We start from the raw sequence: 20,466 nt of genomic DNA on the forward strand, positions 1-20,466 counted from the left end.
TGCACGGACAGCAGCTCGGCCGCCGGCTCGGCTATCCGACGGCAAACCTGCGCCTCGGCAGGCGGGTCGCGCCGCTGGCCGGCATCTTCGCGGTGCGCGTGAGCGGCGCGGGCCTGTGCGCGCATCCGGGCGTGGCGAGCCTCGGCGTGAGGCCCACCGTCGCCGGCAAGGAGCCGCTGCTCGAAGCGCACCTGTTCGATTTCGACGGCGATCTCTACGGCCGGCGCATAGAAGTGGAATTTGTTGCAAAACTGCGTGATGAAGAAAAATTCCCGGACCTTCCGAGCATGGTCCGGCAGATCGACGCTGACGCCGCCGCCGCGCGGCGCATCCTGGGCGCAACCGCTGATGCGGCCGCCGGAGCCTGAACCGTGACGACCGACTACAAGAACACGATCAACCTGCCCGAAACCCGCTTCGCCATGAAGGCAGACCTCGCCAAGCGCGAACCGGCCATGCTGGCCGACTGGGAAGCGAAGCGGCGCTATCACCAGATCCAGGAAAAGACCGCGTCGCGCCCGCGCGCGTTCGTGCTGCACGACGGCCCGCCGTATGCGAACGGCGTGATCCATCTGGGGCATGCGCTGAACAAGATTCTCAAGGACACGGTCGTCAAGTCCAAGCTCATGGCCGGCTATCGCTCGCCGTACGTGCCGGGCTGGGACTGCCACGGCCTGCCGATCGAGATCGCCGTCGAGAAGAAGATCGGCAAGGTCGGCCAGAAGGTCGACGCCGTCGAATTCCGGCAGAAGTGCCGCGAATACGCGAGCCAGCAGATCGACCTGCAGCGCACGGACTTCAAGCGGCTCGGCGTGCTCGGCGACTGGGACAACCCCTACCGCACCATGGACGCGAAGTTCGAAGCCGACATGGTGCGCGCGCTCGCGACGATCTATGCCAACGGCCACGTGACGCGCGGCTTCAAGCCGGTGCACTGGTGCTTCGACTGCGGCTCGGCGCTGGCCGAAGCCGAGATCGAATATGCCGACAAGACTTCGCCGGCGATCGACGTGGCGTATGACGTCGTCAGTCCGGCCGCGGTGCTCGCGTCGTTCGGCGTCGCGTCCGACATCGACGCGATCGTCGCCGTGCCGATCTGGACGACGACGCCGTGGACCTTGCCGGCCAGCCTCGCGGTCACGCTCGGGCCGGAACTCGAATACCGTCTGATCGAAGGTCCCGCGCGCGAGGGCCGCCGCGTGCTGCTCGTCGTCGCCGCGGCGCTCGCCGACCGCTGCGCGGCGCGCTACGGCAGCGCCGCAGACGGCGTCGCCGTCGTGCACGGCAATGCGGTGCAGGGCAGTGCGCTCGACCATCAGCTGCTGCAGCATCCGTTCTATGCCGACCGCCAGGTCGCGATCCTCGTCGGCGACCACGTGTCGGCCGAAGACGGTACCGGTGCGGTGCACACGGCGCCGGGTCACGGCGTCGAGGACTTCGCAGTGGGTCAGAAATATGGACTCGTGGACAAGTACAGTCCGTCGGTGCTGAACCCGGTCGGCGGCAACGGCGTCTATCTGCCGGGCACGCCGCTCGTGGAAGGCATGTACATCTGGAAGGCGAATGACGCGATCGTCGATCTCGTCGCCGAGCGCGGCAAGCTGCTCGCATCGCTGAAGATCCAGCACAGCTATCCGCACTGCTGGCGCCACAAGACGCCGGTGGCGTTCCGCGCGACGCCGCAGTGGTTCATCAGCATGGAAAAGGCCGGCCTGCGCGCCGACGCGCTGGCTGCGATCAAGCAGGTTCGCTGGATTCCGGCCTGGGGCGAGGAACGCATCACGAGCATGATCGCCGGCCGCCCGGACTGGTGCATCTCGCGCCAGCGCACCTGGGGCGTGCCGATCACGCTGTTCGTCGACAAGGCGACCCAGCTGCCGCATCCGCGCAGCGTCGAGCTGTTCGAGGAAGTGGCCAGGCGCATGGAGCAGGGCGGCATCGACGCGTGGTACGCGCTCGACATCGCCGAACTGCTCGGCGACGAGGCCGCGCAGTACGAGAAGGTCTCCGACGTGCTCGACGTCTGGTTCGATTCGGGCGTCACGCATCGCGGCGTGCTGGCCGAGCGGTCCGAACTCGCGACCGACGGGCCCGACGACAAGGTCATGTATCTCGAAGGTTCCGACCAGCATCGCGGCTGGTTTCATTCCTCGCTGCTGACCTCGACGGCGATGTACCGCCACGCGCCTTACGACGAGGTGCTCACGCACGGCTTCACCGTCGACGAGCACGGCCGCAAGATGTCCAAGTCGCTCGGCAACGGCGTCGAGCCGCAGGACGTGATGAAGAACTACGGCGCGGACATCCTGCGCCTCTGGGTCGCTTCGACCGACTATCGCAACGAAATGTCGATGTCGAACGAGATCCTCAAGCGCGTCGCCGACGCGTATCGACGCATCCGCAACACGGCGCGGTTCCTGCTCGGCAACCTGCACGGCTTCGAGCCGGCGCAGCATCTCGTCGCGGTCGCCGACTCGCTGCTGCTCGACCAGTGGGCCGTGCAGCAGGCGCATGACGCGCAGCAGGCCGTCATCGCCGCGTACGAGCGCTACGACTTCCCCGAAATCGTGCAGCGCGTGCAGAACTTCTGCACGAACGAGATGGGCGCGCTCTATCTCGACATCACGAAGGATCGCCTCTACACCATGCCGACGGCCAGCCACGGCCGGCGCTCGGCGCAAAGCGCGATGTACCGCATTCTCGAGGCGCTCGTACGCTGGCTCGCGCCGATCCTGAGCTTCACGGCCGAGGAAATCTGGGCGGAAATGCCCGGCGAGCGCGACGAATCCGTGCTGTTCGAGACGTTCTACACGGAGCTCGCGGCCACGCAGGCGTCGCCGCAGCAGCGGCAGTGGTGGGCCGACCTGCTCGCGATCCGCTCGGCGACATCCAAGGTGCTCGAGGGTATGCGCGTGCTCGGCGTCATCGGCGCGTCGCTCGAAGCCGAGGTCACGCTCTACGTCGACGCCGACCAGCGCGAGCGCTTCGCCGAAGTCGCCGACGAACTGCGCTTCGGCTTCATCACCTCGTCGCTGTCGATCGAGGCGCTGCGCGACCGCCCGGCCTACGACATCGTCGCGGCCAAGCTCGGTTTCGAATCGTTCGTCGACGACGAGGCGGCGCCGACCACGCTCGCTGCGAAGGCCGATCTCGCCGATCACGAAGTCTGGATCGTCGCGAAGGCGAGCGGCGCGACCAAGTGCGTGCGCTGCTGGCACTATCGCGCCGATGTCGGCCGCCACGCGGCACATCCCGAACTCTGCGGGCGCTGCGTCGACAACGTCGACGGCGGCGGCGAACAGCGGCGGTATTTCTGATGGCCGCGCTCGCCTCGTCGCTGCCGCGCGGCGCGAATGCGCTGGTCTGGCTGTGGCTGTCGACCGCGCTCGTCGCGCTCGACCAATGGACCAAGCATGTCGTTCTGACCCATCTGCAGGAAGGCGTGCCGATTCCGGCGATCGCGGGAATCCTCAACTGGAATCTCGCGTACAACACCGGTGCGGCCTTCAGCTTTCTCGCCGACGCGGGCGGCTGGCAGCGCTGGGGGTTCGGCGTGCTCGCCGTCGGCATCAGCGTCGTGCTGACCGTGTGGCTGTCGCGTACGCCACGGCGTGACTGGCTCACGGCGCTGCCGCTCGCGCTCGTTGTCGGCGGCGCGATCGGCAACCTCATCGACCGGCTGCGCTACGGCCACGTCGTCGACTTCATCCAGGTCTATCACGGCGACTGGGCATTTCCGACCTTCAACGTGGCCGACTCGGCCATTTCCGTCGGGGCGGTGCTGCTGGCGCTGTTGAGTCTGCGCAGTGGGAAAGCGGAGGGGCAGGGGCGATAATCGGCGTTCCGTCAGCGCCGGTCCCGACCACGTCATGGAAGTATTGCTAGCCAATCCACGCGGTTTCTGTGCCGGTGTCGACCGCGCCATCGAGATCGTCGAGCGCGCGCTCGAAGTGTTCGGCGCGCCGATCTACGTGCGGCACGAAGTCGTGCACAACCGGTTCGTCGTCGAAGGCCTGCGCGCGCGCGGCGCCGTGTTCGTCGACGAACTCGACGAGGTGCCCGACGACGCGACCGTGATCTTCAGCGCCCACGGCGTGTCCAAGGCCGTGCGCGCCGAGGCCGACCGGCGCGGGCTGCGCGTGTTCGACGCGACCTGTCCGCTGGTCACGAAGGTGCACATCGAGGTGTCGAGCCACTGCAAGGCCGGACGGGACGTCGTGCTGATCGGTCACGCGGGGCATCCCGAGGTCGAAGGCACGCTCGGACAGTGGATGCAGTCCGGCGCGGTCGGCGAGATCTATCTCGTCGAGACGCCCGAAGACGTCGCCCGGCTCAAGCCGCGCAGCCCCGAGCACATCGCCTACGTCACGCAGACCACGCTGTCGGTCGACGACACCAAGGCCGTCATCGACGCGCTGCGCACGCATTTTCCGAAGGTCCTCGGCCCGCGCCACGACGACATCTGCTACGCGACGCAGAACCGCCAGGACGCCGTTCGCGAACTCGGCCAGCAGTGCGACCTCGTGCTCGTCGTCGGCTCGGTCAACAGTTCCAACTCGAACCGGCTGCGCGAACTCGCCGAGAAGCAGGGCGTTCCGGCCCATCTGATCGACGGTGCCGACGACATCCGCGACGAATGGCTGGTCGGCCGCACGCGCATCGGCGTGACCGCCGGCGCCTCGGCACCGGAAACCCTGGTCAGGGACGTCATCGGACGGCTGCAGGCCGCCGGCGGCCGCGCGGTCCGTGAACTTTCCGGCGCCGCCGAGACCATCACCTTCGCGCTGCCGCGCGAGCTGCGCATCCAGCTCGTTTCCTGATCCACTGCGGCCGGGCGCCGTGCCCGGCCGTGCGTCCCGAGGACCGCCTAGGCCGCCATCCCGGCGGTTTCGGAATCGGCGTGTCCTGCGCGTCTCGCGACTCGCCTCCACCCGTGGACCGCCTGGGTGCCCGACCTCGGACGGTGCACGACCTCGCCGCCGGAGCCTCGACGTTTCGCGGCTCCCTGCAGCACCCGGCACCCCGGTCCGGAGCCGGCGGCCGGGCCGCCCGTTCATCCGACGTTTGCTACCTCGCGCAGCGCTGCGCCTTGCCTGTCCGGCGGGTGGCGAATAGTTTCGAGCATCGGATAGCCGTGCGCTATTTCGTCTTCGCAGAGGGACTTATGGCATTTCTCTATCGGCGCGACAGAAGTCTTCGGGGGCTGAAGGCCGAGCGCGGCTTCACCTTGCTGGAGCTGTTCATCTCGATGGCCATCCTGGCGATCCTGGTCGGGCTCGCGCTGCCGTCGTTCCGCAGCACCATCCGCAATACCAACGTATCCAACTACACCAATGACCTGGTCACGTCCCTGGCGACCGCCCGTTCGGAAGCGGTCCGCCGCGGCAGGCCGGTCGCAGTGGTGTCCGCCAGCAACACTGCGGACTGGAGCACCGGCTGGCAGGTCATCGCCGACACGACCGGCGAAGGCAACTTCGACGCAGCCGACGAACTCATTTCGACGACCGAAGCGCTGGACACGCAGTACAAGGTGTTCGCGAACAACACCGGCGCCGGCGGCAGCGGCCGCGTGGTCTTCAATATCAACGGCGCGCTTGCCTCGTCCGGGTTCGACATGAACGTCTGCTTCCCGACCGGCGAAGCCGCCAAGTCCCGCCGCGTCCGCGTCCGCGCCAGCGGCAGTGCGTCATCGCACAAAAACACAACCGGCTCGTCCGCGTTGGCCTGCCCGGGGAGCTGACATGACGCGTCGTCTACATCGCGGTTTCTCGCTGCTCGAAGTCATGATCGCGCTGGTCATCTTCAGCGTCGGCCTCATGGGCATGGCCGGCCTGCTGATGGTATCGGTGCGCACCAATCATTCGTCGTACCTGCGCAGCCAGGCCGGCTTTCTCGCGCAATCGATGGCCGACCGCATGCGCCTGAACATGCCGGCGCTGTGGGCGAACGGCTACAACCTCGCGTACCCCATCGGCGGTGCGGTGCCAGGCTGCGGCACGGGCTGCACGGTCAACGAGATCGTCACGCGCGACAGCGTGCTCTGGAGCCGCTCGCTGCAGCAGTTCCTGCCGTCGCCGACCGCGCGGATCAACTGCGCGCTGAATGCGGGCGCGACCGCGCCGACGGCGTCGCAGATCGTCAACCGCGCGCCGTACAACGGCCTCTGCACGATCACCATCAGCTGGGCCGAGGCGTCGCTGAACGCCGGCGCCGGCGTCAACAACCAGACGTTTGCGTGGGTATTCCAGCCATGAGCGAAATGACTCGCACCACTGCAGCGGCGATGCGGCGCTTCGACCGCCAGCGCGGTCTGTCGCTGATCGAATTGATGGTCGCGATGACGCTGGGCCTGCTCGTCTCGGCCGGCATCGTCGCGTTGTTCATGGCGACGAACCAGAGCAACCGTACCCAGTCCTATCTGGCACGCGTGCAGGAGAACGGTCGCTTCGCGACGGGCCGCATCGAGGCCGACCTGCGCATGGCCGGCGCGATGTTCCGTCAGAGCTCGGTTTCCGACCGGGACGCCTGGCGTCAGACCGCCAACGGCGCGCTGCTGCCGCGCGCGGCGATCATGGTCAACGCGACCGGCTTCGTGCTGCAGGACATGGGCACGGAAACGGGCCGGCAGGCGGGTTGGACGACCAGCGAAGCCTATCCGCTGAGCGCGGCGTATTTCATCCGCGGCTACGAGTGCAGTACCGGCACCTGCAATCCGACGGTCCCGACCGGTGCCAACGGCATTCCCGCGGTCGGCACCGGCGCCGGCAATCGCGTGAGGGGTACCGACGTGCTGACGATGCGCTATGTGCGCGGCATCGGCTGGCGCTACTCGCTGCCGCCCGGCGTGGTCACGGGCTATGCCTCGGTGTTCACGCTCGATCCGGCCAGCAACGCGGGGACGCCGCTGAATTTCGTCAACGGCGACCTCGCGCTCGTGAGCGACTGCAGCAACACGCCCACGATCTTCCGCGTCAACTTGTCCGGCGCGTCCCAGCTGACGCCGGCGAGCGGCACGCTGATCCAGGACACCGAGTTCAAGCCCGGCGCGAGCGATGCGGCCTGCGACGCGCGCATTTTCAATTTCACGCGCGATTTCACGACCGTGAGCTATTGGCTGCAGCTCGCCGCCGATCCGAATCCGAGCGCGGCAGGGCGTCTGATCCCGACGCTGATGCGCGCGGAAAACGGCGCCGCGCAGGAAGTCGCGCAGGGCGTGGAGCGGCTCGATTTCCTTTACGGCGCGGCATACCTGGGCAACGGCGGCATGGCGTACCTCGACGCGACCCAGGTGCAGGCGAACAGCAACGCGGCGAACTGCTCGCCGCCGCCGGCGGCCTTCGCGCGCGTCTACACGGGACCGACCAGCACCTGGCGCGAGCCGGGATGTCTCTGGCGCAGTCTGCGTTCGATCGAGGCGCATGCGCTGTTCAACACGGTCGATGACATGGGGGCGACGCCCCAGCAGGACACGGCGTACTGGTACAGCATCGACGGCGGTACCGGCCCGGTGATTCCGGCGACGACGATGCCCGTCACCGCGCTTCCGGTGGGACGCATGATGCGGCGCGAGTTCATGACGGTCGCGTCGATTCGCAACGGCAGCAACTGAAAGGCGAGCCATGAAGACTTTCGTCCGATCCAATTCTTTCCCGGTTCCGCAGCGGCAGCGTGGCGCGGTGCTGTTCATCGCGCTGATGTTCCTGATCCTGCTGACGCTGCTCGGACTGGCTTCCTCGGGCAGCGCGTTGCTGCAGGAACGCATGACCGGCGGCGTCCGCAACCGCCAGCTCGCACTGCTCGGCACCGAGAGCGCCGCGCGCTTCGGTGAAGCGATGCTCTGGAATGCGCCGTCGACGGCGAATCTGTCCCGGGGCGGCATGGCGTTTCCGACCTGTCTCGGCGACGGCGTCACGCAGCCCTGCGTCTGGAATCAGGCGGGTTCGGCCATTCATACCGGTGCCCGCGCACCGGTGACCACGTTCCGCACGGCGAAGACCTGGGTCACCACGGGCAGCATGGAATACACGCCGCCGCTCAGCGGCCTGACCGGCAGCGTCGAGACTGCCTCGATCGCGGTACAGCCGCGCCTGCTGTTCGAAGATCTCGGCCTCGATACCGGCGGCTTCGGCGGTGCAGGCCGCATGGGCGGCTCGAACGAGCAGGAACAGGGCGGTACCACGAACCCGTCGCGCCACGTCTATCGCGTGACGTCGCGCAGTCAGGGCGGCAGCGGCGACTCGGCGATCCGCGTCACCGAAGTCGTCTACTCGGCTTTCAGCACTGACGGATCGTTCAGCGGACGCTGATCCGCGAACGGACCTCATCGCATCGCTACACCGTAAGGATCAGCCATGAAACCTGGTAATCGTCTGATTTCCCCGCGCTGGCTCGGAGCCGGATTTGCGTTGTGCCTCTGCGCCGTGCAGTCGCAGGATGCGCGTGCGTGGACGACGGATCTGCTGGCCACACCGCCGGAGCTCACGGCTGCCGTCGCGCCGAACCTCGTGCTGACCTTCGACGACTCCGGTTCGATGGGCAGCGACTTCATGCCCGACCAGCGGCCCTACGATCCGAACAACACCGGCTGGGGCAACCCCTACCGCTGCGCCGGCGTGATCGACCCGAACGTCACCGACGAGACGAATCCGCGCTCGCGTTCGATGAACGGTGTCTACTTCAATCCGAACAACGCCTACGATCCGCCGATCGAAGGCGACCTGACGAACAGTCCGTCGATGCCGACGCAGGTCTGGCCGACCGCGCAACGCAACGGTATCGCGCACTACCGCAATTCGAACCCGAACACGGGTCTGGGTACGATCAATGCGTCGACGACGTCGTTCTGCAACAACACCGGCGCCGGCTACTACCGTTACAAGACGACCGCGCCGAACCTGGTCCTCGATGCAAACGGAAAAATCACCAACTACGGTGATCTCTACAATTCGAACAACTGGGAATGGATCAGCCTGACGGCCGCCAGCCCGGCGCTGCCGCCCGGCGTGACGCTCGCGCAGGCGCGCCAGCGCTTCGTCAACTGGTATGCGTTCTACCGCACGCGCCAGATGGCGGCGATTTCCGCGGTGTCGCATGCCTACCGCACGTTCGGTCCCGAGGTGCGCGTCGCCTGGCAGAACATCAACTCGAATTTCCTGGCGGCGGCGACCGAGATCCGGCCGTTCGAGCTGCAGCCCACCGCGGGCGGTATCCGCGACCGCTTCTACGACTGGCTGTTCAACATTCCGGCCAGCGGCGGTACGCCCAATCGCGGTGCGCTCAAGCGCACGGGCGCCTTCTTCCAGCGCTCGTCCGGCACGTGGACGAACCCGTACTGGGACGCCGAACTCAACAAGGAACTCGTCTGCCGCCAGAACTTCCATGTCCAGATGACCGACGGTCTCTGGAACGGCGACAGCGGCATCACGTCGCCCGGCAGCGATACGACCGCGCTCACGCTGCCCGACGGCGTTGCGTACACGGTCGGCCAGAACTACAACAAGATCATGTGGAACGAGACCGGCAACACGGTCGAGACCATGGCCGACATGGCGTTCTACTACTGGGCGACGCCGCTGCGTACCGGTGGCGTGTTCGCCGGTGCCGAGGGTCTGCGCGTGCCGCCCTATCTGCCGGACAAGTCGACGAACCTGTTCGGCCCGCCGCTGCCGAGCGGCGGCGATCCGCTGCAGAACAACGAAATCTACTGGAATCCGGCGAACGACCCGGCACGGTGGCCGCATCTCGTGCAGTTCATGATCGGCTTCGGCGCATCGGGCACGCTGCAGAACGACGATGCGACCTACGCCAAGCTGCGCGGCTCGAATGCGGTGCCCGCAAGCGTGGCGTGGCCGGTCCCGAACGAAGGCGTCGACGACGGCCGCAAGATCGACGACATGTGGCATGCGGCGATCAACAGCCGCGGCAAATTCTTCATCTCGAACAACCCCGCCGAACTCGCGCAGGCGCTCGTCGACATCGTCAGCAGCATCACGGCGCGTCGCGCGACCGCGACCGCGGCGACGGTGTCGCTGCCGATCGTCACGGCGAGCACGGAAGCATTCAAGGCAAGCTTCGACACGTCCGACTGGTCGGGCACGCTGACGAAGTTCGCGGTCGATTCGACGACGGGCCAGGCCACCGGCTCGGCCGAATGGGACGCCGCGCAGCTGCTGACCGCGCGCACTGCGGCGAGCCGCAATATCTTCACGTGGGACGCGCTCGCCTCGCCGCGCCGTGGTATCCCGCTGCTCTGGGCGAGCCTCAATTCCACGCAGCAGGGGCTGCTCAACGACAACCCGACGACGATCGCGGTCGACAACGACGGCCTCGGTTCGCAGCGCGTCGACTATCTGCGCGGCGAACGCGCACGTGAAACGACCGCGCCGTTCATGCGCCGCCGCTCGACGCTGATGGGAGCGATCGTCAACTCGCAGCCGACCTACGTGTCGGGTCCGATCGGCATGTATCAGGACAGCTTCCCGACCGGATCGCCCGAAGCGCTGGCCGCCGGTCCTACCGGCGCCGGCCAGACCTACGCAAAGTTCTCCGCATCGGTCCGTGCGCGGCCGCCGACGGTATACGTCGGTTCGAACGACGGCATGGTTCACGCGATCAATTCGCTGAACGGCCAGGAGCGCTTCGCCTACATGCCGAACATCCTGATCGCCAACAAGAAGGCGACCGAATACACGAACCCGACGCATGCCCAGATCGTCACCGGCGTCGACTCGCGCCTGCGCGTGCAGGACGTCTTCATCGGCGGTCGCTGGCGCACCGTGATGGTCGGCTCCATGCGCTTGGGCGGCCGCGGCATCTTCGCGCTCGACGTGACCGATCCGTCCGGCTTCGGTCCGGCCAACGTGCTCTGGGAATTCTCGAACACCTCGACCGGTGGGGCGGCACTCGGCTACACGTACGACTCGGCCAACATCGTGCGCCTGAATACCGGCAAGTGGGCCGTGCTCGTGTCGAGCGGCTATTTCCCGACGACGAACCCCGACCCGCGCGGCGAGCCCGATCCGGCCAGCACCGACGTCAACAAGGACAAGACCTCATTGTTCGTGCTCGATCTGGAAACCGGCGCGCGCATCGCCGAGATACAGACATCGACCGCGCCGCAGGGCGTGCCGCTGAGCTTCGGCCTGTCGACGCCGGCGGCCTACGATCTGAACAGCGACCAGATCGATGACATCGCCGTTGCCGGCGACCTCGTCGGCAACCTGTTCCGCTTCGATCTGAGCAGCTCCAATCCGGCGCAGTGGAAAGTCGATCTGATGTTCAAGACGTACACGACGACGCCGACACAGGTCGACGCCAACTCGCTGCCGCGCCAGCCGATCACGAGCATGCCGGTCGCGCTGCGCGACACCGCCCGCAACGGCGCGCCGATCTGGGTGTTCGGCACCGGCAAGTACCTCGGCAAGGAAGACCGCACGGCGACCGGCATCGCATCGAACGTCGGCCCGCAGGCGATCTACGGCGTGCGCGACTACGGCACGACCTCGGGCAGCAACGTCACGAACTATCCGACGCTGCCGTCGCAGCTGACCCAGCAGACGCTGACCCAGCCGAACGCGACGTCGCGCGTCCTGACGACGAACGCCGTGCCGGTCTCGACGCGCGGCTGGATGATCCCGCTCAACATCGCGGCCGAGCCCGGCGAGCGTGCCGTGTTCACGGCCAAGCCGATCTACAGTCTCAACGTCGCGGTCGTGAATACGGTGATTCCGCGCGGCAGCGATCCGTGCAATCCGCAGTTCCGCGGTGCGTCCATCCTCGTGGACGGCGCCACCGGCGGATCGCCGGCCGGCGCGCAGCAGGGCGGTCCGTGCCAGGGCGACCAGTGCCGCGACCCGACACCGCGTCTGATCGGCGACAAGTTCGTGCTGCCGATAACGGGCGATCCGGGCGGCGGCGGCGGTATTCCGGTGCCGGTCGACGATATGCCGGGCATCAAGGCGCCGCCCGCGAACCGCGGATCCTGGCGCGAGCTGTTGGACATTCTCTGATTCGGCACGCGACACGCGCCCGCCAGGGCGCGTGTCTTTTCACTGGGGACGCACGATGCGCATTCGCGAAAAACACCAGGGCTTCACGCTGCTCGAACTGATGATCGTCGTTGCGATCATCGCCATCCTCGCCGCCTTCGCGCTGCCTTCGTACCAGCGTTACGGCCAGCGTGCGCGCCGCGCCGACGGCAAGGAACTGCTGATGCGCGTCGCCGCGGCGCAGGAGCGCTACTACACGAACTTCAACCGCTATGCGACGAGCCCGCTGACCGCGCCCACGAGCCTCGGCCTCAGCACGCTGACCTCCGAGCGCGGCTATTACTCGGTCAGCTCCGCCAACGGCGCGACCGGCGATACGCAGAGCTACGTGCTCAGCGCGACGCCGGTCGCCGGCACCAACCAGGCCGGCGACCAGTGCGGCACGCTGACGATCAACAACACCGGGGTGAAGACGCCGGCCAAGACCGAGATGCCGCAGAACTCCAACGGCGCGTGCTGGTGACGGCAGGCGCAATCCCGTCCACCGCAACGAAGACGTTGCATCATGCTTGTCGACGGCAAAGCTCGCCGCTATAATCGCGCGCTCGGTTTCGCCGACGTAGCTCAGTTGGTAGAGCAACTGATTCGTAATCAGTAGGTCGGAGGTTCGACTCCTCTCGTCGGCACCAGTTGCACCGTTTTCACCGGGCGGTTAGCTCAGCGGTAGAGCACTGCTTTCACACGGCAGGGGCCACAGGTTCGAACCCTGTACCGCCCACCAGTCAGACAGGCAATTGCGGACGGTGTGATGTCCGGCCTGAAGTCCCGGAACAGCACGGGACGGCATCTTGAAAGGGTCGCTTCGGCGGCCCTTTTGTTTTCCTGCCGCCATCGCTCGCAGCGGCCGCCGCAGGCGTCAAGCGCTCTCGCAAAGACTCTCGGGTTCTTCCCGGATCTTCGTGAGCGTTTTGCTGCATTGTTTCATTATCGCTTTTGCATGTAATCGGTCTGCGGCGGCTGTGACGGCGCAAGCCGTATCGCGTAGTGCACTTGAGCTAGCCTGCGCGTATTTGCACATGCTGCTCATGTCGAAAAACGCACAAATGATGAAGTCGGAGTCCGTCGCCGACCTCCTCGCGGGCGAGGGTTTCCTGCTCGGCGGCTGCCGGGTCGAGCCGCGCGCGCTGCGCGTGGTCCGCGGCGGCGACAGCCAGCGGCTGGAGCCGCGCGTGATGCAGGTGCTGCTGGCGCTCGCCCGGCGGCCGGGGCGTACCGTCAGCCGCGAAGAGTTGCTGGCCGACGCGTGGAACGGTGCCGTCATCACCGACGATTCCATCTATCGCGCCATTCATCGGTTGCGCGGCGTGCTCGGCGCCGATGCGCACGGCGAGCCGGCGATCGAGACCGTACCCAAGATCGGCTATCGCCTGCTGCTGCCGGTGCGAGCGCTTGATGCGGAGGATCCTGCCGCCCCGGCGCCGCGTCGGCGCAGGGCAGGCGCGGTGCTGCTGGCCGTGGTCTTGCTGGTGCCGGCCGGCGTCATCGCCTGGTGGCTGAGTGCCGCAGCGCCTGCCCCGGTCATGCCGGCCTGGATGACGCTGAGCGTGAATCCCGGCCTGGAGCACATGCCGGCGTTTTCGCCCGACGGCCGGCAGCTGATCTACAGCCGCGGCCTGGCCGGTCGCGAGCGCCTGTGGCTGCGTCCGCTTGACGGCGGTGCCGAAGTGGCGCTGACCGCACCCGGCGAAGCCATGGACTATGCCGCCGAGTGGTCGGCCGGCGGCGAACGCATCGCTTTCCTTCGCCAGGACGAGCAGCGCTGCCGCGTCATGATCATGACCTTGCTGCAGCGCGAACCGCGCGAGATCGGCCAGTGCTCGCCGGCCAACGGCCGTCTGTCGCTGTCACCCGACGGCCGCCGCGTCGTGCTGTCGGATCGGCCCGACCCGGACCAGCGCGCCAATGCGCTGTTCGTCATCGACGTCGACAGCGGCGTGCGCCGCAGCCTGCCGCCGCCGCCCGCGGAGCAGGGCGACTATCGCCCGCGCTATTCGCCCGACGGCAACTGGATTGCGTTCAGCCGCGTCGACGGCCGCTTCCAGTCCAGCGTGCTGCGCCGGCGCAGCGAGGGCGGCGCGCCGGAAGCCGTATGGAGTCCCGACGGTTTCGTGCATCAGGTGCAATGGCGCGGCGACCGTGAACTCGTCGCGACGCTGCGCGCGGGGACGTCGAGCGCGCTGTGGCATCTGCCGCTGGGTGCCACCCCCAGGCCGCTGGCCGCGATCGACGCCGGCGTGCCTTCTATCGACATCAGCCCCGACGGTCGCCGCCTGCTGCTGTCGGTCGCGGTGACGCAGTACCGCAACCGCCGGCTCGCCCTGACGCCGGGCGCGCCCGGCATGGCCGAGGCCATGCCGGCGGCGCTGGATCGCGCGCGCGATCTCGCCGTATCGCCCGACGGCCGCCAGCTCGCGCTGCCGTGGGAGGCGCGCGGCGAAAGCGGCGTCTGGCTGGCCGATCGCGACGGCAGCCAGCTGCGCCGGCTCTGGAGCGAGTCGGGCGCTTACATCCGCGATCTCAGCTGGGATCCCGCAGGCCGCCGTATCGCGTTCGAACGCTCGCGCGGCAACCGTCAGACGATCTGCGTGGTCGACCTCGACGGCCTGCTGCAGTGCCTGCCCGATCAGACGCGCAAGCGCATCTCGCCGTCCTGGTCCGGCGACGGCCGACATCTGTTCTTCATCGGCGAGGCCGACGGCGGCTGGTTCGCCCATCGCGCCGCCGTCGACGGCAGCGGCGAGGAACGCCTGGGCCGGCGTCAGGCGATGTACGCGACGCAGGCGCCGCAGGGCAGCAAGGTCTACCTGCGTCCGCGTGGTGCGGCCGGCATCGTCGAGCTGGATCCGGGCAGCGGCGAGGAAAACCCGATCGTCGAGGACGCGCCGCATTCGCGTCCGCGCGCCATGGTCGCCGCGCGCAGCGGCCTGTACTACCTGCGCAGCGACGGCATGCTCATGCACTACGCCCTGCCGGCCGGTCCGGCCACGGCGCTGATCCAGCTGGGCTCGCCGCTGCCGCGCAGCCTGAGCCTGACGGCTGCCGAGGACCTGCTGCTCTACAGCGAGGTCGCCGGCGAGGAAGCGGACATCGCCCTGCTGACCAATCTCGACGCGCTGATCGACGGAAACTGACCGGAAATTGCGCAGGCCGCATTGTGCGTTTGTGCGGATTGCCGCACTCGATCTGTTTGCGGCAATGATTCACAAGGCGGCAATGTGGTCGTTCCGTGGCGCCGCGATGACAGCGCAAGCGTGACGCGGTCGCACTTTTGCGGCATCCGGGCGACGCCATCAGGAAAACATCAGCTCGAATCAGCCATTCCTCCGCGCGCCCGGCCGGTGCAGCCGTCAGTCTGCAGGCCGCCAGGATGGTTCAGGGGCCAGCCCGGTACTGCCATGCAGACCAGGAGACGACCCATGTACCGCTTTACCGATTGCTGCTGCCGCGCGCGGCGGTTCGCCGCGGCCGCGGCCTTGCTCGGCGGCTCCGCCTTCGCGGCAGATCCACCGGGCTCGCTGCCGCTGGACTGGCCCATGGGCCAGCTCGTCGGCACCCAGCTGGTGCCCGGCCAGAACATCCGGGTGATGCAGAACTACGCCAATTCCAACGGCGACTACCAATACCGGCTGCACAGTGCGCTGGACCTGTCGCAGGACAGCGGCTCCACCGTCAATGCGCCGGTCTACGCCGCCGCCGACGGCGTGGTGCTGTGCGCCGTCAACGCGAGCTGGCCGGGCTGGGTCGTGGTGATCGAGCACACCCTGAGCAACGGCAGCAAGCTCTACACGCAGTACGGCCACCTCAACACACCCGGCGTAGTGCCCGGCCAGATCGTCAACCGCGGCGGCCAGATCGCCAGTGTCATCGAATGGCCCGGCAACACCGGCAACACGCACTTGCATTTCGAGGTGCGCACCTTCGGCTACTGGGGCGGCAGCAACTGCGCCGGGCCCGGCTATGCACCGCTGAACTCCACGCCGGACCAGCATGGCTGGCGCAACCCCATCAACGAATACTTCCAGCGCCGTCCGGCATTCCCGGGCCAGGTGGTCGCGAACATCACGCAGAGCGTGCGCGCTGCGCCCAACCGCAGCGGCGGTGCGGTGATCGCGAGCGTCGCGGCGAACGTACCGTTGGTCGCCGACGGGGCATTCGCCGATCAGGGCGGCGGCAAGGAGTGGTGGCACCGGGTCAAGTACAACGCCAGCCAGTGGGGCTATGTGCCGGCCTACTGGAACGACGGCTGGGGCGGCAATATCGCCTCGACCGAATACCTGCGCTATCCCGGACCGGCGGAACTGGCCGGCGCCGTGAGCAGCGGAGGCGAGCTTTACCTGTTCGCGCGCCGCGGCGACGGTGCGACCTGGCTGCGCCGGCGTTCGGCTGCCGGCAGTTGGAATGCCTGGCAGTCGCTGGATGGGAACGCCACGGCCCAGCCCGTGGCCGCGGTCAACGGCGACGGGCGCGTGCAGCTGTTCGCGCGCGGCACCGACAGCCAGATCTGGACACGGCGGCAGATCAGCGCCGGCTCGGCACAGTGGGACGCATGGACCCACCTCGGCGGCGACGCGAGTTCCGCGCCGGCGGTGGTACGCAACGCTGACGGTCGCCTGCAGTTGTTCGTGCGCGGTCCCACGGGCGGCCTGCGCAGTCGCGTCCAGGCGGCGGCCGGAGGGGCCTGGAATGCGTGGGTCGATCATGGCGGCACGGTGCACTGGGGCCCGGCCGCGGCGCTCAACAGCGACGGCCGCGTCGCCGTCTTCGTGGGCGGGCAGAACAACGATCTGTTCCAGATCGTGCAGATCACGGCCGGCGGCAGCTTCGGCGCGTTCCAGGCGCTGGGCGGAAGCATCAGCTCGCATCCGTCGGCGGTGCGCAACAGCGACGGCCGCCTCGAAGTGTTCGCACGCGGTGCGGGCCAGGACCTGCGCCACGTCGCCCAGACCAGTGCGGGCGGCGCGTTCGGCGCCTGGCAGGGCCGGGGCGGCGTGTTGACGGCGCATCCGCACGCGATCGTGCATGCCGACGGCCGCATCGAGGTCTATGCGAGCGGCGGCGAAGGCCAGCTCGCGCACATCTATCAGACCAGCGCCGGGGGCAGTTGGTCCGGTTGGGGCAATCTCGGCGGCTACCTCACCTCCGGCATCGTGCCGGCACGCCAGGACGCCACGGTGCAGATCGCGCTGCTGGGCATGAACGGCGAGCTGTACCACCGCGGCTATGCGAGTCCGGGCGGCTGGTCGGCCTGGCTCTCGCTGGGCAGCGGCTTCGGCGCCTACTGAATTTACCCGCGGCCTGCGGGGAGGCCGCATTTTCCACACTGCGAGGTCTCACCATGAAACGCTTTCGCGTCGCGGCCACTGCGGCCGTGCTGATACTGCCTTGCCTGTTTTCCGCAACCGCCGCCGCCCAGGCCATCAAGGGAGCCAACTGGCTGCGCACCGACCACAACTACAGCAGCGTGCCGGCCAACGATACGCGCCGCGTCGGTTGGAACCTGGAATTCGCCCGCGACGTACCGGCCATGTCCAGCTGGGGCTTCAACTACAACACGCTCAACAGCCAGCACGGCATCAAGACGCTGTTCCGCATCGGTTTCGACGCCAAGCCCACGGCCGCGGAAAAAACGCTGCTCGGCGCGGCGACGTTCACCGACTGCAACGGCATCAACGGTCTCATGAACGCGCTCGACGCCGAGGCCGGCCAGGCCGGCAACGCCACGGCCGCGGCGGTCGGCGGCTACCTGCTCGGCAACGAGGTCAACCTGGCCGAGGAATGGGGCATCGGCGGCCGCGCCTACGGCCGTGTCTACAAGTGCTACATGACGCGCTGGAACGCAGGTCCCCGGGCTGCGCGCAACCTGTTCGCCTCGGGCCCGGGCGGCTGTCTCAGCGGCACCTGCCCGACCTTCTACAGCGAAATGTTCGACGCCATGGGCAGCGCCATCGACGGCTTCGCGATTCATGCCTATGGCCAGACCGACGCGGCCTTCGACAGCGACTTCCGCTGGCAGGTCAATGCGATCAACGCCGCCAGCAATACCGCCGTGCGCAACCGGCCTGTCTACATCACCGAGTTCAACGCCGGCGCACGCTTCGACCAGCCGCTGCCGGTATCGCCTACGGCTGCCTATTTCAACGGCGTGCTGAGCAAGGTGCGCGACTTCAACGCGGCCAACGGCAACCAGATCAAGGCGGTGATGTATTTCGTCGACTCGCCCTCGACCTGGGTACGCCGCACGGCCGAATGCCATCCGGCCGTCGCGCCGCAGACCGGCGGCTGGTGGCGCAGTTCGCTGTGCTACAGCGGCACCTGGCGCCAGTACTGGCTCGATTCGCAACCCTCGATCGTGCTGCCGCCGCGCAATGCCAGCGTGAGTTATTCCGGCATACCCGCGTTCATGATGCCCGGCGACATCCGCCGCTTCAGCGCGAACGTGACCAATACCGGCGCTGAAACCTGGACCGGTTCAGGGTCAGCCAACTGGTTCCGCTTCGGTGCCGTCGGCGTCAACGGCTTCACCTTCTCCGCCTTTCCCCAATGCGGCGGCTATGCCAACAGCGTGCTCGATGCGCGCATTTATACCTGTGGCAATGTCGGCAACAACCAGAGCACGCAGTACCAGGTCGACGCACGCGCGCCGACCTCCGGTTCGTCCGCCACGTTCCACGGTCGCATGGTGCGCGACGGCGTGGAATGGTTCGGCGCCTCGCCGCAGCAGGCGGTGTCGCTGGGGCAGGCCTACTGCGGAACGGCGCTGAGCCAGTGCATCCTCAATGCGCGCAGCGACATTCTGCCGTTCTACCAGGGCAACGGCTGGAACACGGCCTGCTGGAACCGCGACGCGATCGTCGCCAACTGGTGCGGCATCGATCCGGCCGGCTGCAACGCGCTCAAGAGCAGCAGCTGCGCGACCTTCAACAACAGCTGCCGCTGCTCCGGCGGCACGCACCTGGGCGGCGCGGCGATCGATTCCAACGGCACCTACTGCGGCTTCCAGCATTGCGGCACGACGCGGCGCATCTACACCTGCAGCGCCGGCAACATCTGGAGCGATACCGGGCGCAGCTGCAATTGATCGCGGACGGTACGGTGCGCGACTGCGATGAAGAAGCGGCCGGCACGATCGTCTCGCCGGCACGCTGACGTCGTCGGGGCGCCCTCTCTTCTGACTCCGTCGAGAGAGAGGGCGGCCCTCGGAAACGTGACGCCTGACATATCGCCAGGCGTACCGATGACCGCGCCGATCGGAGCGCTTCGCGCAGCGCGGCGTCAATGACCGCACTTCGTCGGCCGCGGCACGCGGAAGCGGCGGTTGTGCACCGCAGCGTCTGTTGTCACAGCGCGAGCCGGTGGATGACCTGGGCGCCGTCCTCGGGATCCGTTTCGCGCCGAAAACCAAGGGCCTGCGCCATGTCGCGCATCGCGAAATTCTCGGCGTCGTCCAGCGAAAACATTTCCCGGATGCCGCGACTGCGCGCCATTTCTATCAGGTGACTCATCAGCAATCGTTGCCGCGACATCGCATGGGCGGCGCTGCGGCCTCGATGTCGGAAGTATACCAAGGTAATTTGTATATTGATTCGCGCACTGCGTCGTGGCGCGGGAGCTATCGGGCTTTCTCGCGTCGCCGTGCGGCCGTGCCTTCCAGCACCCATTCCCCGCGCGGATCCCATTCGACGCCGATGCGCTGGCCGTGTTCGGACGGTTCGCCGCCGTCGAGCGACAGCATCAGCGTCAGGCTGCATTCGTAGGCGCCTTCCGGGCTGTGCCGCGGGCGGCGGCATTCGTCCTTGCGTGCGCTGTGGATCTTCGGTTGAACCCGGATCGTCCGGCCCGATGAGTTCTTGAAATCGAGTTGGCCTCCGGCCGCGGCGTCGGCATACGACTGCTTCACGAGTTTCGCGAGCACGGCCTCGGAAGGTTCTTCAGCCGGCACGGGCACGTCGCCGGATGGCGAGCAGGCGGCGAGCAGCAGGCACGAAACGGCGGCGAGTTGGCGCATGGACAGATCCGTCACGGTGGCCGCGATCGCGGCGTCGACGGGAAGTGTCGGCGCGCAGGCCTCCGCGCGGCAACACGTGGACGCCGGCGTATCACCGTGTAATACGAAACGTATCCGGGGCTTTCGCGGTCGTGCAGGACGCGAGGATCTCGCGCAGGCGCGCCGCGATCCGCTCGCGGCCGTGCAGACCTTCGGTCAGGCGATCGCGCTCGGCGGCTTCGGGCTGACCGAGCAGCGGCAGCAGCGTGGCGATCTCGTCGTTCACCTGATTCAACAGGACCTGCAGCGTCGTACGCACGGCCGGCGAGGACGCGGCGGCGACCAGCAGTTCGGGTGCGGCGAGCAGTTCGACGACGCCGCCGACGGTGGTGCGATCGGGCACGAGAGCCTCCCGGCATTCGCAGGGGTATCCAG

The 20,466-nt window shown here is 67.7% G+C and carries 16 protein-coding genes and 2 tRNA genes; 15 read left to right on the plus strand and 3 right to left on the minus strand.

The genetic code is table 11. The features are described 5' to 3' along the window. The 15 genes from VLF18_RS09360 to VLF18_RS09430 all read left to right on the plus strand — a co-directional run. Positions 1-368: riboflavin kinase (locus VLF18_RS09360; RefSeq protein WP_325279360.1), on the plus strand; the 368-nt coding region annotated here is incomplete at its 5' end. Positions 369-371: 3 nt separating this feature from the next. Continuing rightward, positions 372-3,317, plus strand: coding sequence for an isoleucine--tRNA ligase (gene ileS, locus VLF18_RS09365; protein WP_325279361.1), 2,946 nt, complete (start codon positions 372-374; stop codon positions 3,315-3,317). Continuing rightward, entirely contained in the window at positions 3,317-3,835 is a 519-nt protein-coding gene (gene lspA / locus VLF18_RS09370; protein WP_325279362.1) for a signal peptidase II, read from the plus strand. Before ileS ends, lspA begins: the two co-directional genes overlap by 1 nt. A 34-nt stretch (positions 3,836-3,869) precedes the next feature. Continuing rightward, positions 3,870-4,820, plus strand: coding sequence for a 4-hydroxy-3-methylbut-2-enyl diphosphate reductase (gene ispH / locus VLF18_RS09375; protein WP_325279363.1), 951 nt, complete (start codon positions 3,870-3,872; stop codon positions 4,818-4,820). Positions 4,821-5,134: 314 nt separating this feature from the next. Further along, positions 5,135-5,740, plus strand: coding sequence for a GspH/FimT family pseudopilin (locus VLF18_RS09380; RefSeq protein WP_325279364.1), 606 nt, complete (start codon positions 5,135-5,137; stop codon positions 5,738-5,740). A 1-nt stretch (position 5,741) separates the two neighbouring features. Continuing rightward, positions 5,742-6,254, plus strand: a complete 513-nt coding sequence (gene pilV / locus VLF18_RS09385; RefSeq protein ID WP_325279365.1) for a type IV pilus modification protein PilV — start codon at positions 5,742-5,744, stop codon at positions 6,252-6,254. Beyond that, positions 6,251-7,609, plus strand: coding sequence for a prepilin-type N-terminal cleavage/methylation domain-containing protein (locus tag VLF18_RS09390; RefSeq protein ID WP_325279366.1), 1,359 nt, complete (start codon positions 6,251-6,253; stop codon positions 7,607-7,609). Before pilV ends, VLF18_RS09390 begins: the two co-directional genes overlap by 4 nt. 10 nt (positions 7,610-7,619) lie before the next feature. Next, on the plus strand, positions 7,620-8,306 hold the full coding sequence (locus tag VLF18_RS09395; protein WP_325279367.1) for a pilus assembly PilX family protein: 687 nt from the start codon (positions 7,620-7,622) through the stop codon (positions 8,304-8,306). 45 nt (positions 8,307-8,351) lie between these two features. Next, on the plus strand, positions 8,352-12,008 hold the full coding sequence (locus tag VLF18_RS09400) for a pilus assembly protein (protein ID WP_325279368.1): 3,657 nt from the start codon (positions 8,352-8,354) through the stop codon (positions 12,006-12,008). Between the two features lie 55 nt (positions 12,009-12,063). After that, positions 12,064-12,510 carry a type IV pilin protein gene (locus VLF18_RS09405; RefSeq protein WP_325279369.1) on the plus strand — a complete coding sequence of 149 codons (447 nt, stop codon included), beginning with the start codon at positions 12,064-12,066 and terminating at the stop codon, positions 12,508-12,510. A gap of 90 nt (positions 12,511-12,600) precedes the next feature. Then, positions 12,601-12,676 (plus strand) — tRNA-Thr (locus VLF18_RS09410). A gap of 17 nt (positions 12,677-12,693) precedes the next feature. Continuing rightward, positions 12,694-12,768 (plus strand) — tRNA-Val (locus VLF18_RS09415). Between the two features lie 322 nt (positions 12,769-13,090). Then, entirely contained in the window at positions 13,091-15,178 is a 2,088-nt protein-coding gene (locus tag VLF18_RS09420; protein ID WP_325279370.1) for a winged helix-turn-helix domain-containing protein, read from the plus strand. Between the two features lie 285 nt (positions 15,179-15,463). Next, positions 15,464-17,329 (plus strand): peptidoglycan DD-metalloendopeptidase family protein, encoded by a 1,866-nt coding sequence (locus VLF18_RS09425; RefSeq protein WP_325279371.1) that lies wholly within the window; start codon positions 15,464-15,466, stop codon positions 17,327-17,329. Positions 17,330-17,382: 53 nt separating this feature from the next. Further along, entirely contained in the window at positions 17,383-19,125 is a 1,743-nt protein-coding gene (locus VLF18_RS09430; RefSeq protein WP_325279372.1) for a hypothetical protein, read from the plus strand. A 259-nt stretch (positions 19,126-19,384) separates the two neighbouring features. On the opposite strand, the gene VLF18_RS09435 is transcribed toward VLF18_RS09430, so the two are convergent. The 3 genes from VLF18_RS09435 to VLF18_RS09445 form a co-directional block, all read right to left on the minus strand. After that, on the minus strand, positions 19,385-19,549 hold the full coding sequence (locus VLF18_RS09435; RefSeq protein WP_325279373.1) for a hypothetical protein: 165 nt from the start codon (positions 19,547-19,549) through the stop codon (positions 19,385-19,387). Positions 19,550-19,656: 107 nt separating this feature from the next. After that, the gene (locus VLF18_RS09440) at positions 19,657-20,052 is read right to left on the minus strand and encodes a hypothetical protein (protein WP_325279374.1); all 396 of its coding nucleotides are present in this window, start codon (positions 20,050-20,052) and stop codon (positions 19,657-19,659) included. A gap of 91 nt (positions 20,053-20,143) precedes the next feature. Beyond that, positions 20,144-20,466 (minus strand): hypothetical protein (locus VLF18_RS09445; protein ID WP_325279375.1); only part of this gene is annotated, 323 nt, incomplete at its 5' end.

It is taken from the genome of Tahibacter sp. (genome assembly GCF_035481375.1).
In the GTDB taxonomy this organism is placed as follows: domain Bacteria; phylum Pseudomonadota; class Gammaproteobacteria; order Xanthomonadales; family Rhodanobacteraceae; genus Tahibacter.

Bases quoted from the DNA above. Each gene is read 5' to 3' on its own strand.
- VLF18_RS09440 (WP_325279374.1), bottom strand. From the start codon at position 20,052: ATGCGCCAACTCGCCGCCGTTTCGTGCCTGCTGCTCGCCGCCTGCTCG.
- VLF18_RS09400 (WP_325279368.1), top strand. From the start codon at position 8,352: ATGAAACCTGGTAATCGTCTGATTTCCCCGCGCTGGCTCGGAGCCGGA.
- VLF18_RS09420 (WP_325279370.1), top strand. From the start codon at position 13,091: ATGATGAAGTCGGAGTCCGTCGCCGACCTCCTCGCGGGCGAGGGTTTC.
- VLF18_RS09395 (WP_325279367.1), top strand. From the start codon at position 7,620: ATGAAGACTTTCGTCCGATCCAATTCTTTCCCGGTTCCGCAGCGGCAG.
- VLF18_RS09390 (WP_325279366.1), top strand. From the start codon at position 6,251: ATGAGCGAAATGACTCGCACCACTGCAGCGGCGATGCGGCGCTTCGAC.
- ispH (WP_325279363.1), top strand. From the start codon at position 3,870: ATGGAAGTATTGCTAGCCAATCCACGCGGTTTCTGTGCCGGTGTCGAC.
- VLF18_RS09425 (WP_325279371.1), top strand. From the start codon at position 15,464: ATGTACCGCTTTACCGATTGCTGCTGCCGCGCGCGGCGGTTCGCCGCG.
- pilV (WP_325279365.1), top strand. From the start codon at position 5,742: ATGACGCGTCGTCTACATCGCGGTTTCTCGCTGCTCGAAGTCATGATC.
- VLF18_RS09430 (WP_325279372.1), top strand. From the start codon at position 17,383: ATGAAACGCTTTCGCGTCGCGGCCACTGCGGCCGTGCTGATACTGCCT.
- lspA (WP_325279362.1), top strand. From the start codon at position 3,317: ATGGCCGCGCTCGCCTCGTCGCTGCCGCGCGGCGCGAATGCGCTGGTC.
- VLF18_RS09435 (WP_325279373.1), bottom strand. From the start codon at position 19,549: ATGAGTCACCTGATAGAAATGGCGCGCAGTCGCGGCATCCGGGAAATG.
- VLF18_RS09405 (WP_325279369.1), top strand. From the start codon at position 12,064: ATGCGCATTCGCGAAAAACACCAGGGCTTCACGCTGCTCGAACTGATG.